Source organism: Phaeobacter sp. NW0010-22 (assembly GCF_040365955.1).
GTDB lineage: Bacteria > Pseudomonadota > Alphaproteobacteria > Rhodobacterales > Rhodobacteraceae > OMPR01.
The window spans coordinates 75641-90719 of record NZ_BAABWT010000011.1 but is presented as its reverse complement, the minus strand read 5'-3'; the positions used below and the strand labels follow the sequence as shown (position 1 = coordinate 90719).

Genomic DNA, 15079 nt, shown 5'->3' with positions numbered 1-15079 from the left:
GAAGACATTGTAACACATTGAAAATAAACGATTCTGAGACAGTCATTTTGCCACCGGTCAACCTGCCGCAGCCCCTGTTTGCGCCAACACCCCCGAATTCCCATATTCAACCAAAAGGTTGATTAACCCTCAGAGCAGGGCCAGCCCCGCAAATCAGCTGTCTCATCCAGAAACCATTCGCGAAAGGCGCGCACCGCTTTGCGACGCCTGATTTGCGTGCCCTGAACCAGTCGCATCGCGCCCTCGCGCAGGCCAATATCGAAACACGGCTCCAAACGGCCTGCCTGACAATCATTCACTGCACATTCCGCTCCGCCCAAATAGACCCCGTGCCCTTGCACAGCGGCCTCGATCGCCAGACTGGTTCCCATTCGCCACCGCTCTTCTGGAATGATGCCGTCGTTCAAACCAGCCAACCGCCCCCAGCGTTGCCAAACTTCAGACTCGCGGTCTTTGTACCGGCGGTAATTCAGCACCTCTGCCGGATCAGACCACCCCTGCGGTCGCAACCCGGGGGCCGCATACACATAGAGCGGCGTATCGCTAATCAGATCTGACGGCGCATCCAACGTTCCGCGAAACGCAAAGCGAAGGGCAAGGTCCGCCTCATACCGCTCCACATCGGCAAGGGCATCGCTGGCTTCCACCCGAACCTCGACATCGGGGAACTGATCATAAAACCGCGCCAGCCGGGGCAACAGAACCTTGCGCGCGAATAACGGCTCGCTGCTGATCGTAATTTGCCCCTCAGGGATTTCGCCCAACTCTTCGGTCGCGTCCGAGATCAGATCCAGCGCCGCAGTCACGCGCAACAGGTAACTACGGCCCGCCTGACTCAACTCCAGCCCCCGTGGCAGATCGCGAAACAAGGCAACGCCCAGACGATCCTCGAGTCCCCGCACATGGCGACTGATCGCGGAATGGCTCACCGACAGCTCCTCGGCGGCCCTGCTAAAGCTTTCGTGCCGCCCAGCCGCTTCGAAGGCGCGCAGAGCGTTAAGGGGAGGAAGAGGACGTCCCATATCATACCTGTGCTTTTTTTGCACATGACACGTTAAGCAATTGATTTTGTCAACCGCGCGCACATCACCCATATAAACATGGAAATCAAACGTAAGGAGACGCGCCATGACCATGACATCATACACAATGATACGTGTGAAAAACGAAACCATCTGGCACAAGCTGCGCGTCTTTCTTTCCAACAGGCTTTCCAACAAGCCGCGCGAATTGGGTACCGGGGACCTGCCCCCTACCGAAAAAATGGCCAACGACATTGGCCTGTCACAATTCGACCGGGATCTCAGACGCCATCAGTTCCCATCCCAGACCCAACGCCACCCCATGCTCTGAACCCTTTCGGCCAAGCGCTGAGCAGGGTAAGACGGTTCTATGTCCGATGCCCTTGATACTGTTTTTGCAGCGCTTGCCGATCCAACACGCCGCGCCATCCTCGCCATGTTGCTCGAGGATGACATGGCCGTGACCGATGTGGCTGAACCTTTTGAAATGTCGTTGGCGGCCATTTCAAAGCATCTGGTGATACTGACCCGCGCAGGGTTGATCGCTCAGGAAAAACGCGGCCGGGTGAAATGGTGCAAATTGCAACCCGACGCCATGCGCGCGGCGTCGGTCTGGATGCAGGGCTTTGGTCAATTCGAACCTGTGAACCTAGATGCGTTCGAACGGTTCTTGGAGGAAGAGCTGGATCAACCCCAGCCCTAACCAACACATCACGGGCCACCGTCAAGCGGCCCGCGACAGTATCCAAGATGCGATCAGTGCCGCTTAGTTCGTACGCTTTGCTTTGGAAGAGCGCATCACGCCGCCGTTGCCAGTCAGCCGCAGGCTATGGCCATTTTCCAACAGCTCGAAATCCGCCTTGTCCAGCTCACCTTTCCAGCCCTGCTTGGATCGCGTCAGCGCCGACGTTTCAGATCCATCCGACAACCGGCTCCAAACCATTTCAGTGCAATCTGCGTTCACAGTGAAATCGCCATAGATCCCGTGATCATTAAAGGAATAAGCGCCGCCAGCCCACGCGCAGGCTTCATCAGCAACAGCAGACGTTGTGGCAAGACCCAAGGTCATAGCAGTCAATACAAAGAGAGATTTCATAAGAGTATCCAATACAAAAGAACGACAAACTGCACAAAGCCTAGCCGATCCCTCAAACCCATCCCAGCCAAAAGACGTCTGGATTAAGCAGATGTGATCAGGTGTCCTGCACAGCCTGAGTTGCGGGTTCCCCTGCGGGCTCTAACAACATAATCAAAGCAATCACTGTCATCACAATGCCGATCAGAACCAGCCCTGTCGGCGCCCCATTGCCCAGAGCCATCTCCCAGATAATGACCCAAGTCGGTGTCAGGTAAGTATAAGCCATCACCTTGGCCGATGGCAGATGCAGCGTCGCAAACTGCAACAACACAAAGGTCGCTGCGCTGGCGAACAAAGCCACGTAAAACAGACCGATCCACACGATCATCGGCAGGTTCAGCCAATCGGTAGCCCAGATATCGTTCCAGCCGTACACAACCAAAATCAGACACCCCGCCACCATCATGCCAAAACTGAACACCACCGCAGGCTCTCCGCGGTTCAGTTTACGCACCATAGGCGTGTAGATCGCGTGGGCCGCACAGCCCCAGAAATAGATGATTTCACCCTGCCCAATTTCAAACGCGCGCAACGCCGCGAAATCTGCTCGAAAGATCACCCAGAGTGCCCCAGCCGCCCCAATCGCCAAGGCCAACGCCATCCAAGGTGTTGTGACCTGTCGCAACAAAACCCACCCAGCAATCGCCGCCATGATCGGCGTCAGCGTAAACACGGCCGCCGCACTGACTGGCGGTGCCGTTTTCAATCCCTCGAACATCAACACGAAATAGACCGCGAACAGCCCGCCCAGAATCACATAGCGCCATGGCGCGCGCGCAGCGCTGCGCGGCAACCCCGTGGTCGCCAAAGCAACGCCACCAATCACAACCGCCGCTATCGCAAACCGCGCCGCGTTCAAGGCCAACGGTGCAATCTCATTCGCGACCAAAGATCCGAGCGAAAAGCTGCCCGCGACCAATGCGGAAAAAGACAGCATCGCCAAATGGCCACGTGTTTGTGGGGTCATAGGGACCATCCTTTGGATCGTTCTTTAATGAATTTGAGAAAGGTCTGAACCTTGGTGGTGCGATGCAGATCCACATGCGTCACCAACCACAGGGTGCCTGCCCAATCCGGCTGTGGAGCCATGACCTCAACCAAATTCGCGTGACGCTCCGCCTCCCACTTGGACATGAAGCCGATGCCAGCCCCCGCCAGAACCGCCTCTTGCATGGTGAACCCGTTGGAACAGCGAAAGGTGATCGCCTCGGCAGGGACATGCGCGCGCAGCCACCGCGTAAACGGCGCGCGGCTGTTTTCATCGTCATTGCCGATGAAAAAGTGCTTGCTGAATTCTTCGAACCCATTCGGTTGCCCGTGACGGGCGATATAGTCAGCGCTCGCGTACAAGCCCACGTTATGCTCCAAAAAGGGTTGCACAACATTGTCGGGTTGATCAGGCGCAGCGCCCGCCCTGATCGCCACATGCGCCTCGCCATATTCCAAACGAAACAAGCGATCCCCAGTCAGGTAGCGTACAATCAGTCCCGGATGTTCACGTTGGAAGTCCGCCAGGGCCGACACAAGCAACGGGGCAAAAGACGCCAGCGAAGTGACCACCAGCTCGCCCGAGACATCATCCCCCTGCCCTTTGAGTCGTCCAACCAACTGACTGAATTGGTCGTCCGTGGCCTGGGCGACACGCAACAGATCCTTACCGGCCTCGGTCGGTGTGTATCCCCGCGCATGGCGCTGAAACAGTTTTACCGCCAAGCGTGCCTCGATCGCATCAATATGTCGGATCACAGTTGCATGATGCACCCCCAGAACCTCGGCAGCGCCACTGACGGTTCCCATCCGCGCGACCTGATACGCGGTCCGCACCTCATCCCAGTTGTCCATCACATCAATACCTTTGTGCAAAAATCAACACTCAATGTTGATATACGGGCGTTGTGTTCGAATTTGCAATAACCAATTCTCTGACACAGCGAAATCATAACCTCAAGGTTCCCCAATGACCCGTACCATTCTGCACATCGACACCTCTGCCCGCCGCCAGAATTCCACCACCCGTGACCTGACGGCTCAGATCGTCTCTCACCTTGCCCCGTCACGGATCATCCGTCGTGATCTGGCCACGCCGCTCCCTCTTTTGACCGAAGACTGGGTCAATGCCAACTTCACTCCAGTCGATCAGCGTGACGAAGTTCAGCGCGACCTTCTCTCGCTTTCGGACGCCTTGGTCAACGAAATCAAACAGGCCGACACCCTCGTCATCGGCCTGCCGATGTATAACTTCGGCGCCCCTGCAAGCTTTAAGGCCTGGGTCGATCTGATCGCCCGCGCCGGGGTAACATTCCAATACACTGCCGAGGGCCCCCAAGGTCTGCTGACGGGCAAGCGCGTGGTCGTGGCCATCGCAACCGGCGGTGTTCCCGTCGGATCTGATTACGATCACCTGTCCGGCTATATCCGCCAGATCATGGGCTTTATCGGATTGACGGATGTTGAATTTATCTCGGCCGAGGGCATGTCCACGGACCCTGAAACGGCCCTGACCGCTGCCAAAGCCGCCGTTGCTGCGCTGGCCGCTTAATCGAAGGCTGGCCCGCTGTTCTGCGGGTCAGCTTTTTTATTGGCTTGTGGCCTCTGGTTAGATCCAAACCACGTCACAGCCGATTTTGTCGAAAAACCGCAACACATCCACGCGTGTCATCACCACGGTGCGATCGTTGACCAATGGATGCATACAAATCACATCCGCATCCTGCGCCGCGGCATCCATGTAAAAGGTCACGCCGTTTTCGACGCCTGTGATCATCGCCAGCGGACTGACCGCACCCGGGCGGATGCCAAGGTTCTGCAGCAGCCGATCTGCCGAGCCAAACGACAGATTACCGATCCCCAGCTCTGCCCCCAGCGCCTTTAGATCAATGTCGCGACTCTGTTCCAGCGTTACCAGGTGATTGCGCTTTTTCTTATCCCGCAGGTACAGATTCTTGATCCGCAACGCCGTTTCGCCGGGCACCAGAAACTGCGCCTCAACCGCTTTGGCATCTTCGACGGTGCGTAGCGGCACGTGTTCGTGTAGCCGGTACGCCAGCCCCCACTCGTCCAAACGCGCCAACAGTGCGTCGGAGCTGATCGGCAATGTGTCTTGATATACAGAAGAGGCGTCCATGAGAGATCTCTATAGTGAAGGTCTGATCGAACTCTCGCCTACCACACCAAGCGTCAGACGCAAATTCCGAGGCTGCCCTCAACTCGTAAAAGTGTAGAATTCTTGCACATACTGAATGTAGCCATTGGTGAACATCTCGGCCTTTTCGCGCACATCTGGTCCTTTTCGCTTTATGATGCCCCATTTTTTCACCTCAAAAAAATGGGTTGTACCATCACCACGAGCGGATCCCGGAAGCTCACCCTTGGGTTTACGGAGGATTGGCTTTTCATGTGCAAAGTTGGACCCAGCTCTTGCTTTTAGGCTAATGATTGTCATCGACACCACAACAGCCACACATAGGCTCAATAAATTCATCTAAATAACTAGGTTGTACCCCACATCCTAATGTCTATGCATGGCCGCCATGTCAGGCAAGGAGCTCAGCTTGACTCATGCACGCATTCGGCGTAACTCCTGCCCAAACATCCGGAAGAATTACCCCTTCCGGTCCCTTGAGTCGTTCAGGGATCGCCCTCCACCAGCGTGTTACGCCCGTGGGGGTAAACTTGTATGGCTCTCCGGTTTGGTGCCTCTGCGCCAATCGGGACAATTGAGAACTGAACCGACGCCTCTTAAGTAGGGGACGTCATACCCCAACCCGGCTGAGGAGGCCGAAGGCATGTTTGAAAATCTATCCGAACGCCTCTCTGGCGTCTTTGATAAGCTGACAAAGCAAGGCGCGCTCTCCGAAGAGGACGTCAAAACTGCCCTGCGCGAAGTCCGTGTTGCCCTGCTTGAGGCGGACGTCTCGCTGCCGGTTGCGCGTGATTTTGTCAAAAAGGTTCAGGAACAAGCCACCGGTCAGTCCGTCACCAAATCAATCACGCCAGGTCAGCAGGTCGTCAAGATCGTGCACGATGCGCTGGTTGATGTGCTCCGCGGCGACGAAGATCCCGGTGCGCTGAAAATTGACAGCCCCCCCGCTCCGATCCTGATGGTCGGCCTGCAGGGTGGTGGTAAGACCACAACAACCGGTAAACTTGCCAAGCGTCTGAAAGAAAAAGAGGGCAAAAAGGTCCTCATGGCGTCCTTGGACGTTTATCGCCCTGCGGCGATGGATCAGCTCAAGGTGCTGGGTACACAGATCGGTGTGGATACCCTGCCGATCGTTCCCGGCCAAAAACCTGTCGACATCGCCAAACGTGCCAAACAACAGGCGTCGCTGGGTGGCTATGACGTCTACATGCTGGACACCGCCGGTCGTCTGCACATTGACGAGCTTCTGATGCAAGAGGTCGAAGATGTCCGCAACGTTGTCACCCCGCGCGAAACCCTGCTGGTGGTCGATGGCCTGACTGGTCAGGTCGCAGTCGAAGTTGCCGAAGAATTCGACAACAAAATCGGTATTTCGGGCGTTGTTCTGACCCGGATGGACGGCGACGGCCGCGGTGGTGCGGCCCTGTCCATGCGCGCCGTGACCGGCAAGCCGATCCGTTTTGTCGGTTTGGGCGAAAAGATGGACGCCATCGAAACCTTTGAACCTGATCGGATCGCCGGTCGGATCTTGGGCATGGGCGACATCGTAGCGCTGGTCGAAAAGGCGCAGGAAACCATCGAGGCCGAGCAGGCCGAAAAGATGATGAAGCGCATGATGAAGGGTCAGTTCAATATGAACGACCTGAAAATGCAGCTTGAACAGATGCAGCAGATGGGCGGCATGCAAGGCATGATGGGCATGATGCCCGGCATGGGAAAAATGGCCAAACAGGTCGAAGAGGCCGGACTGGATGACAAGGTCATCAAACGTCAGGTGGCCCTGATCCAATCCATGACCAAACGCGAACGCGCCAATCCACAATTGCTGCAGGCCAGCCGCAAAAAGCGGATCGCCAAAGGCGCTGGCATGGAAGTCAGCGACCTGAACAAGCTTCTGAAAATGCACCGCCAGATGGGCGACATGATGAAGAAGATGGGCAAAATGGGCAAAGGTGGCATGCTCAAACAAGCCATGAAGGGCATGATGGGCAAAGGCGGCGCGCCTGCTGATATGGCAAGCATGGCACAAGGCATGGACCCCAAAGCGCTGGAAGCGGCGGCAAAAGCCATGGGCGGTCGCGGCGGTCTTCCCGGGCTGGGCGGCGGCATGGGCCTGCCATCTGGCCTCAGCGGTTTCGGCAAAAAGAAGTAACATGATCCAGATCCCCACCATATCGACCCCGCGCCTGACGTTGCGCCCGCTCGAAGCCCGCGATTTTGCGAGTTTCGCGGATTTCTTTGCGTCGGACCGGTCGAAGTTTGTGGGTGGTCCCGCCACGGCCGAACAAAGCTGGCGCATGCTGGCGGGCGAGCTCGGCCATTGGCAACTGCGCGGCTATGGCCGCTGGGCAGTTGAAGAAACCGCAACCGGTAAGCTGGCTGGTGTGATCGGCCCGTGGAACCCCCATGGCTGGCCCGAACCCGAACTGGGTTGGGACCTGATGAACGGGTTCGAAGGCAAAGGCTATGCCACCGAAGCGGCCCTTGCCGCCCGTGAATACGCATATGACACCCTTGGCTGGACCACAGCGATCAGCCTTGTCGCCCCTGAAAACAACGGCTCTCGCAGCGTCGCCAAACGCATGGGCGCCACGTACGAGGGACTTTTTGACCACGAACGTCACGGTACGCTCGAAATCTGGCGCCATCCCGCGCCCGACGATTTGACCGCTGGCGGCATGGAGGCCTACGCATGATCGACCTTCAAATCCCTCTGCTCACCACCGAACGGCTTGTGCTGCGCGGCCCGGACGACAGCGATTACGAAAACATCGCCACCTTCTTTGAGGATGCGGATCGCAGCTGGGGCTTTGGTGGCCCGTTGGATCGCACCGGTGCATGGCGCTGGTTTGCCAGCATGATCGGCCACTGGGCATTGCACGGTTACGGGTTTTGGATGATCGAAACCAAAGAGGGCGACCTGGTTGGCTTTGTTGGTATCTGGTACCCCGAAGGCTGGGCTGAGCCTGAACTGGGGTGGGTCATGCTCGAATCCGGCGAAGGCAAAGGCTACGCCTACGAGGCCGCCGTCCAAATCCGCCGCTTCGCCTATGAAGTGTTGGAATTCGACACACTTTGTTCCTACATCCTGCCCGGCAACACCCGCTCGGTCGCGCTGGCCGAACGTATGGGTGCGTGGCACGAGGGAGACATCGAAAATGTCAGTCACGGTCGCGAGATGGTGTATCGCCACCCCGCAGCCAAAGACCTGCCCGGAGTCATTGTATGACGCCGGACGTGACCATCCCCACCCTTGAAACCAAGCGGTTGATCCTGCGTGGCCCCGAGCCGCAAGATTATCCAGATTTCAAAGCGACGTTTACCAGCTATCGCGCCCGTTTCATGGGTGGTCCGCTGAACGCGTATGAATCCTGGATGCTCTATGCTGCTGAAATCGGCCATTGGCAGATCCGCGGCTATGGGATGTGGATGATCCACGACAAGGTAACCGATGAAACCTACGGCATGGCCGGGGGCTGGAAACCCGCGCAATGGCCGGAGCAGGAACTCGCTTGGGTAATCTGGCCGGATGCGGCTGGTCACGGCTATGCCCTCGAGGCGGTGTCTGCCGCACGCGACTATTTTTACAGCCAACTCGGCTGGGACGGTGCGGTTAGCTACATCGACCCCAAGAACCTCGCGTCGATCCGACTGGCCGAACGTCTTGGCGCAACCAAAGACAAGACCGCGAAAACCATCGACGGCAACGACGCCGTCTATCGCCACCCCTCACCCACGCAGCTCAGTGGCTCGCAGTTGGCACATGGGATCGAAATGGAGATCGGCCATTACGCCGATCCGTTGTTCAAACCGAAAGGATGGGCCATTGACTGATTCCGTGACGCGCGCAGCTGAGCTGTTGAAAGAGCACCGCGAAAGCATCGACCGGTTGGACGCGATCCTTGTCTACACATTGGGCGAGCGCTTCAAACACACGCAGGCCGTTGGGCGCCTCAAGGCAGAACACGACCTGCCACCGTCTGACCCAGCCCGCGAAGCCTCGCAAATTGCCCGTCTCGAAGATCTGGCCAACCGTGCCGATCTGGACCCCGAATTCGCTAAAAACTTTCTGAACTTCATCATTCAGGAAGTCATCCAGCACCACAAGAAACATCAAGAATAAGACAGATGTAAGGTGGGGTTCACCCCGCCGACCAACGCCATCAAAGGAGATAACACCATGGCTATGAAAATTCGTCTCGCCCGCGGCGGTTCCAAAAAGCGCCCCTTCTATCGTATCGTTGCTGCGGACAGCCGCATGCCACGCGACGGTCGCTTCATCGAAAAGCTGGGCACCTACAACCCGCTGCTGGCAAAAGACAGCGAAGAGCGCGTGAAAATGGACATGGAACGCGTTCAGCACTGGCTGGACCACGGCGCTCAGCCAACCGAGCGTGTTGCACGTATGCTGGAAGCCGCTGGCGTCCGTGAAAAAGCTGTGCGCAACAACCCCAAGAAGGGTGCGCCAGGCAAAAAAGCCGTTGAACGTGCTGAAGAAAAAGCAGCAAAGGCCGCAGAAGCAGCCGACGCTTCTGAATAAGAAGGGCCAACTGCTTGCAGGATCAGACCTTTGGCGACGACTTTCGCACGCAGCTTGATCTGTTGATGCGGCTCCGGCGTGATGTACGCCGGTTTCGCACCGATCCGGTAGACGAGGCAGTGCTTGCGCGCTGTCTCGATGCCTTTTCCATGGCCCCCTCTGTGGGGTTGTCGGAACCTTGGCGCATTTTGCGCATCAATAGCGAAACGGCCCGCGCCGCCGCGCTTAAGAATTTCACTACCGCAAATGATCAGGCCCTGAACGGATATTCCGGTGATCAGGCCGAAACCTATAGCCGTTTAAAACTGACCGGCATGCAGGAAGCCCCTGTGCAATTGGCAATCTATTGCGATGATGGCACTGCCAAGGGGCACGGACTTGGGGCGGGTATCATGCCCGAAATGCGCCGCTATTCCGTGGTGGCTGCTGTGACGTTGTTCTGGCTGAACCTGCGCGCCCATGGCTTGGGCTTGGGTTGGGTTTCGATCATCGACCCCAAACAACTGGCCCATGACCTGGATGTCCCCAGCGACTGGCGCCTGATCGGATATTTTTGCATCGGCACGCCCGAAGCGATATCAGACACCCCTGAACTGGAGCGCGAAGGCTGGGAACACCGCCACGCCAGCCTCCCCATCGAGACCCGCTGAGGTATCCCTATGACCGAGACTCCTGAAAACGATCGCATTTGTGTTGGCGTCGTTGCTGGCTCATACGGCACTCGGGGCGAAGTGCGGATCAAATCCTACTGCGCCATCCCCGAAGACATCGAAGCCTATTCGCCGCTGACCACCGAAGACGGCCGCCAGCAAATCTCGCTGTCCCTGATCCGCGCTATAAAGAACGGGTTTTCAGCCCGACTGAGCACGGTGGAAACCAAAGAAGCCGGCGATGCCATCAAAGGGCTGCGCCTGTTCGCCAATCGCGATCAGTTGCCCCAACTGCCGGACGACGAATACTACTACACCGATCTGGTCGGGCTCGAAGTGCTGGACACCGGCGGCACCGTATTGGGTACCGTCAAATCCGTTCAGAACCACGGCGCGGCAGACCTGCTGGAACTGCAAGGCCCCAATCTCAAGGGCACGGTCTATCTTCCCTTCACGCTCGAAGCCGTACCGACGGTTGACCTGGCGGCGGGTCGTATCATCGCGGACCCACCCGAGGGGCTGTTCTGAGCCATGAATGACGAGATCAAACGCTCCGTTCCCAGCCGGTCCCATGGTCGCAAAACCATCCGCCCGACATTCAAGCCGCGCGAATTGATGACGCCAACGCCTGACTTGCATGGCGTATGGAAGGCCAAGATCCTGACCCTGTTCCCGACTGCCTTTCCCGGCGTTCTGGGCGAAAGCCTGACCGGCAAGGCGTTGCAGGATGGGCTGTGGCAGCTTGAAACCATTGACCTGCGCCGCTTTGGGCTTGGCAAACATCGCAACGTTGATGACACCCCGGCGGGGGGTGGCGCTGGCATGGTGCTGCGCGCCGACGTTCTTGGCCCCGCGATTGACCACGCGATGGACGGAATCACTGGCAACTGGCCGCTGATCTATCTGTCACCGCGCGGCAAACCGATGAACCAACAAATGATGCAGAACCTCGCCCGCGCCGACGGTGTGACCCTGCTATGTGGTCGGTTTGAGGGCGTAGATGAACGCGTCTTGCAGCATTATGGCATTCAAGAGGTTTCGCTCGGGGATTTTGTCATGACCGGCGGCGAAATCGCAGCCCAAGCCATGATCGATGCCACCGTGCGCCTGATTCCAAATGTACTGGGTAACTATGCCTCGACCGAGGAAGAAAGCTTTTCTTCCGGGCTCTTAGAGCATCCGCAATACACCCGCCCCGCAGACTGGAACGGACTGCCGATTCCCGAAGTCTTGATGTCGGGTCATCACGCTAAGATCGCTGATTGGCGCACGGAGCAATCCAAAGCCATTACCAAGGTCCGCCGTCCGGATATGTGGGATGCTTATACCAAAGCGGGTAAGCCAGAAAAATAAGGGCGCTGCGTGCGCACCAAGGCACAGGTTTACCCTTGATCCTTGCGATCAAACGCTCTACATCACCGCAAGTCTGGATTCGCTTATGCGCTCCGGGCTTTTGGTCTATTGCATCATCGTGATTCCAGTCTTCTTCGACTTCAGACTCCGCATGCACGGGCCAAGCACCAAGGAACAGACGACCTGACCTCTGGCGGGCTGCACCTGCAGGACCCGATGAAGACCAAGAGCTATCCGGCCGCATTCAATCTTCGTGGACCAACCACGAGCACAATTAGGAGAATGGCGATGAACCTGATCGCACAGCTGGAGGCGGAACAAGTTGCCGCCCTGGGGAAAGACATCCCCGACTTCAAAGCCGGTGACACCATCCGTGTTGGCTTTAAAGTAACCGAAGGCACACGTACCCGTGTTCAGAACTACGAAGGCGTCTGCATCAGCCGCAAGAACGGCCACGGCATTGCCGGTTCGTTCACAGTTCGCAAAATTTCGTTTGGCGAAGGCGTAGAGCGCGTATTCCCTCTGCACTCGACAAACATCGACAGCATCACAGTTGTCCGTCGTGGCCGCGTTCGTCGCGCCAAGCTGTACTATCTGCGCGCACGTCGTGGTAAATCCGCACGTATCGCAGAAGTCACCAACTACAAGCCCAAGTCGGGCGCTCAGGCGTAAGGATCGGCACGATGAAAAAAGACATCCACCCCGAATACCACACCATCAACGTCAAAATGACCGATGGTACCATCGTAGAGATGAAGTCGACCTGGGGCGCCGAAGGCGACCAGTTGGCTCTGGACATCGACCCCTCGGTTCACCCTGCATGGACTGGTGGCAACACCCGTCTGATGGATGCCGGTGGCCGCGTATCGAAGTTCAAAAAGAAATACGAAGGTCTGGGCTTCTAAATCACCCAAGCCGAACAAAAAACCAAAGGCTGCCTTTGCCGAGGCAGCCTTTTTTGATTTATCCCCATCCGCCCGGCACCCTGTCCTGCGGTGCACCCGAGAAAGCCAGATCCCGTGAAACAAGCCCTTGCCGATGCGCTGCAACAGCGCGGTTATGAGACCCTCACCCCCGTGCAAGAGGCGGTTGCGAACCCCGACCTCGTCGAACGCGACCTGCTGGTTTCTGCGCAAACCGGATCCGGTAAGACCGTTGCTTTTGGCTTGGCGTTGGCGCCAACCCTGTTGCGCGAAGATGAAACTTTTGGCGATGCTGGCGCCCCTCTGGCTCTGATCATTGCGCCGACGCGCGAACTTGCCCTTCAGGTGAAACGCGAATTGGCTTGGCTTTATGCCGGTGCCGGTGCGTTTCTTGCATCCTGCGTAGGTGGCATGGATATGCGTGATGAGCGCCGGGCGCTGGCCCGCGGTTCGCACATTGTCGTCGCAACGCCCGGTCGTTTACGTGACCACATCATGCGCGGCTCGATTGATCTGTCAGAAATTCGTGGCGTTGTTTTGGACGAAGCCGACGAAATGCTGGATCTCGGGTTCAGCGAAGATCTGGAATACATTCTGGGCGAATGCCCCGAAGACCGCCGCACTCTGATGTTCTCGGCAACCGTGCCGCGCGGCATTGCTAGCCTGGCACAGAAATACCAGAAAGACGCCGAACGCGTCACCACAGTTGCTGAAAGCAAACAGCACAGCGATATCGAATACCGCATGATGAGCGTCGCGCCTCATGACGCCGAAAACGCGATCATCAACGTGCTGCGCTATTACGAGGCGCCAAACGCCATCGTCTTTGCCAACACCCGTGCGATGGTGGCCCGCCTGACAACCCGTCTATCCAACCGCGGCTTCCCCGTTGTGTCCCTGTCCGGTGAATTGACCCAATCAGAAAGGACCAACGCCCTGCAGGCCATGCGCGATGGACGTGCCCGGATCTGTGTCGCCACCGACGTGGCCGCACGTGGGATCGATTTGCCCGGTCTTGATCTGGTGATCCACGCCGAATTGCCCTCGAACCACGAAACCCTGCTGCACCGATCCGGCCGGACAGGTCGTGCGGGTCGCAAAGGCGTCAGCGCCCTGATCGTGCCACCCAAGGCACGCTCCAAAGCCCAGCGTATCTTGCGGTTTGCCAAGCTGACCGCCGAAATGTGCAATGCCCCCTCGGCAGAAGAAGTCAAAGAGCGCGATGAAGCCCGCATGCTGGCCGACCCAGCATGGCAAGAGGCCGTGACCGAATCCGAACAGTCGCCCGTACAGAAGCTGACTGAACAGTTCAGCATCGAACAAATCGCGGCAGCCTACCTGCGTCTTTACCATCAGCGTCATTCGCCCCCTGAAGAGCTAAGCGCGGCTGATGCCGGGAAAGCACAAAAACCACGGGCAGCCTTTGGGCCAAGCGTCTGGTTCTCGATCACGGGCGGCCATGCTGCCGGTGCAGAACCCCGCCGCTATCTTCCCATGATCTGCAAAGCAGGCGACCTAACCAAAGACGACATCGGCGCCATCCGGGTTCAGCAGAACGAAACCTATGTCGAATTGAAGCAAGAGGCCGTCGCTGGCTTTTTGGCCAATCTCGACGGCAAGACCGAGTTGGAACCCGGCGCCGTTCTGTCCCAACTGGACAAAGCGCCTGAAATCAGCCACTCGCCACGCCCGAAATTCCAAGACAAACGCGGTGATCGCCCTGACCGGGGCCCACGACCCGATCGCGGAGATCGCAAAGATCGAGGCGATCGCGGCCCCCGCAAGGAACGCAGCGAGTGGAAAGACAAAGGCCCACGCGACGACACCCGCAAGCCGTCCCATGCGAAACCGGAACGTCCCGCGCCCTCTTCTGCTCCGATTGACTGGAATGATGCGCCGGAACCACGGCAGAAAAAACCCAAGTCAACTGGCCCCAAAAAGGGCAGTGCCGCTCCGTATAAGAAAAAAGCTGACGCACCATACAAGAAACGCGAAAAGCAGGCTGATGGGTCAGGACCAGACATCGTTGCGGAACCCTACAAAAAGCGGGCCGGAAAACCCGGTGCCAAGCCCTATGCGGGTAAATCTACAGCAGGCAAACCTTCTGGCGGCAAGCCCAAAGGCCCACCACCGCCAGCAGGCAAATCCAGCAGCAAAAAGAACAAAGCCCGCGCATCAAACACCAGCCAGCGTTTCAACCCGAATGCGGGTGGCGATGCCAAGCCACGTCGTCCCAAACGCCCTTGATCCCTCTCTCTTGACCAGATTGGAGTGCATCTGACCTCAGATTGCGCTCCAACCCGGTCAAGGA

Annotated in this window: 20 protein-coding genes; 15 read left to right on the top strand and 5 right to left on the bottom strand. The window is 57.7% G+C overall.

The genetic code is table 11. The features are described from left to right. Positions 1 to 122: 122 nt before the first annotated feature. Positions 123 to 1022 carry a LysR family transcriptional regulator gene (locus tag ABWV33_RS20615; RefSeq protein ID WP_353333478.1) on the bottom strand — a complete coding sequence of 300 codons (900 nt, stop codon included), beginning with the start codon at positions 1020 to 1022 and terminating at the stop codon, positions 123 to 125. A gap of 106 nt (positions 1023 to 1128) precedes the next feature. On the opposite strand from ABWV33_RS20615, the gene ABWV33_RS20610 reads away from it, so the two are divergent. Together ABWV33_RS20610 and ABWV33_RS20605 are read left to right on the top strand one after the other, a co-directional pair. After that, the gene (locus ABWV33_RS20610; protein ID WP_162930660.1) at positions 1129 to 1353 is read left to right on the top strand and encodes a hypothetical protein; all 225 of its coding nucleotides are present in this window, start codon (positions 1129 to 1131) and stop codon (positions 1351 to 1353) included. A 39-nt stretch (positions 1354 to 1392) separates the two neighbouring features. Further along, a complete protein-coding gene (locus ABWV33_RS20605; protein ID WP_113825649.1) occupies positions 1393 to 1725 on the top strand; it encodes an ArsR/SmtB family transcription factor in 333 nt (110 codons plus the stop codon). Between the two features lie 63 nt (positions 1726 to 1788). Here the strand turns inward: ABWV33_RS20605 and ABWV33_RS20600 are convergent, their stop codons facing one another. The 3 genes from ABWV33_RS20600 to ABWV33_RS20590 form a co-directional block, all read right to left on the bottom strand. Then, positions 1789 to 2118: a hypothetical protein gene (locus tag ABWV33_RS20600; RefSeq protein ID WP_113825648.1), complete on the bottom strand. Its 330-nt coding sequence runs from the start codon at positions 2116 to 2118 to the stop codon at positions 1789 to 1791. A 97-nt stretch (positions 2119 to 2215) separates the two neighbouring features. Next, on the bottom strand, positions 2216 to 3127 hold the full coding sequence (locus tag ABWV33_RS20595; protein ID WP_113825647.1) for a DMT family transporter: 912 nt from the start codon (positions 3125 to 3127) through the stop codon (positions 2216 to 2218). Beyond that, positions 3124 to 4002, bottom strand: a complete 879-nt coding sequence (locus tag ABWV33_RS20590; RefSeq protein WP_113825646.1) for a LysR family transcriptional regulator — start codon at positions 4000 to 4002, stop codon at positions 3124 to 3126. The genes ABWV33_RS20595 and ABWV33_RS20590 overlap by 4 nt, the downstream gene beginning before the upstream one ends. A gap of 115 nt (positions 4003 to 4117) precedes the next feature. Between ABWV33_RS20590 and ABWV33_RS20585 the strand changes: the two genes are divergently transcribed. Next, complete coding sequence (locus ABWV33_RS20585) at positions 4118 to 4699, top strand: FMN-dependent NADH-azoreductase (protein ID WP_113825645.1); 582 nt, start codon at positions 4118 to 4120, stop codon at positions 4697 to 4699. Between the two features lie 57 nt (positions 4700 to 4756). On the opposite strand, the gene ABWV33_RS20580 is transcribed toward ABWV33_RS20585, so the two are convergent. Beyond that, positions 4757 to 5284 (bottom strand): prolyl-tRNA synthetase associated domain-containing protein, encoded by a 528-nt coding sequence (locus tag ABWV33_RS20580; RefSeq protein WP_353333474.1) that lies wholly within the window; start codon positions 5282 to 5284, stop codon positions 4757 to 4759. 661 nt (positions 5285 to 5945) lie between these two features. Here ABWV33_RS20580 and ffh point away from each other — a divergent pair. The 12 genes from ffh to ABWV33_RS20520 all read left to right on the top strand — a co-directional run bounded on the left by ffh (position 5946) and on the right by ABWV33_RS20520 (position 15015). After that, positions 5946 to 7454, top strand: a complete 1509-nt coding sequence (gene ffh, locus ABWV33_RS20575; RefSeq protein WP_353333472.1) for a signal recognition particle protein — start codon at positions 5946 to 5948, stop codon at positions 7452 to 7454. Position 7455: 1 nt separating this feature from the next. Further along, on the top strand, positions 7456 to 7998 hold the full coding sequence (locus ABWV33_RS20570) for a GNAT family N-acetyltransferase (protein ID WP_353333470.1): 543 nt from the start codon (positions 7456 to 7458) through the stop codon (positions 7996 to 7998). Continuing rightward, positions 7995 to 8531, top strand: a complete 537-nt coding sequence (locus ABWV33_RS20565) for a GNAT family N-acetyltransferase (RefSeq protein WP_113825641.1) — start codon at positions 7995 to 7997, stop codon at positions 8529 to 8531. The genes ABWV33_RS20570 and ABWV33_RS20565 overlap by 4 nt, the downstream gene beginning before the upstream one ends. Continuing rightward, the gene (locus tag ABWV33_RS20560; protein ID WP_164621778.1) at positions 8528 to 9136 is read left to right on the top strand and encodes a GNAT family N-acetyltransferase; all 609 of its coding nucleotides are present in this window, start codon (positions 8528 to 8530) and stop codon (positions 9134 to 9136) included. The genes ABWV33_RS20565 and ABWV33_RS20560 overlap by 4 nt, the downstream gene beginning before the upstream one ends. Further along, entirely contained in the window at positions 9129 to 9425 is a 297-nt protein-coding gene (locus tag ABWV33_RS20555) for a chorismate mutase (RefSeq protein WP_113825639.1), read from the top strand. Before ABWV33_RS20560 ends, ABWV33_RS20555 begins: the two co-directional genes overlap by 8 nt. 57 nt (positions 9426 to 9482) lie before the next feature. Beyond that, complete coding sequence (gene rpsP, locus ABWV33_RS20550; RefSeq protein WP_113825638.1) at positions 9483 to 9842, top strand: 30S ribosomal protein S16; 360 nt, start codon at positions 9483 to 9485, stop codon at positions 9840 to 9842. A gap of 14 nt (positions 9843 to 9856) precedes the next feature. Then, positions 9857 to 10492 carry a 5,6-dimethylbenzimidazole synthase gene (bluB, locus tag ABWV33_RS20545; protein WP_113825637.1) on the top strand — a complete coding sequence of 212 codons (636 nt, stop codon included), beginning with the start codon at positions 9857 to 9859 and terminating at the stop codon, positions 10490 to 10492. A gap of 9 nt (positions 10493 to 10501) precedes the next feature. Further along, positions 10502 to 11020 (top strand): ribosome maturation factor RimM, encoded by a 519-nt coding sequence (rimM, locus tag ABWV33_RS20540; protein WP_113825636.1) that lies wholly within the window; start codon positions 10502 to 10504, stop codon positions 11018 to 11020. A 3-nt stretch (positions 11021 to 11023) separates the two neighbouring features. Beyond that, positions 11024 to 11845, top strand: a complete 822-nt coding sequence (gene trmD / locus ABWV33_RS20535; RefSeq protein ID WP_353333466.1) for a tRNA (guanosine(37)-N1)-methyltransferase TrmD — start codon at positions 11024 to 11026, stop codon at positions 11843 to 11845. Between the two features lie 288 nt (positions 11846 to 12133). Continuing rightward, positions 12134 to 12517 carry a 50S ribosomal protein L19 gene (gene rplS, locus ABWV33_RS20530; protein ID WP_113825634.1) on the top strand — a complete coding sequence of 128 codons (384 nt, stop codon included), beginning with the start codon at positions 12134 to 12136 and terminating at the stop codon, positions 12515 to 12517. An 11-nt stretch (positions 12518 to 12528) separates the two neighbouring features. Further along, the gene (gene rpmE, locus ABWV33_RS20525) at positions 12529 to 12750 is read left to right on the top strand and encodes a 50S ribosomal protein L31 (RefSeq protein WP_113825633.1); all 222 of its coding nucleotides are present in this window, start codon (positions 12529 to 12531) and stop codon (positions 12748 to 12750) included. A 114-nt stretch (positions 12751 to 12864) separates the two neighbouring features. Further along, positions 12865 to 15015, top strand: coding sequence for a DEAD/DEAH box helicase (locus ABWV33_RS20520; protein ID WP_113825632.1), 2151 nt, complete (start codon positions 12865 to 12867; stop codon positions 15013 to 15015). Positions 15016 to 15079: the final 64 nt, after the last annotated feature.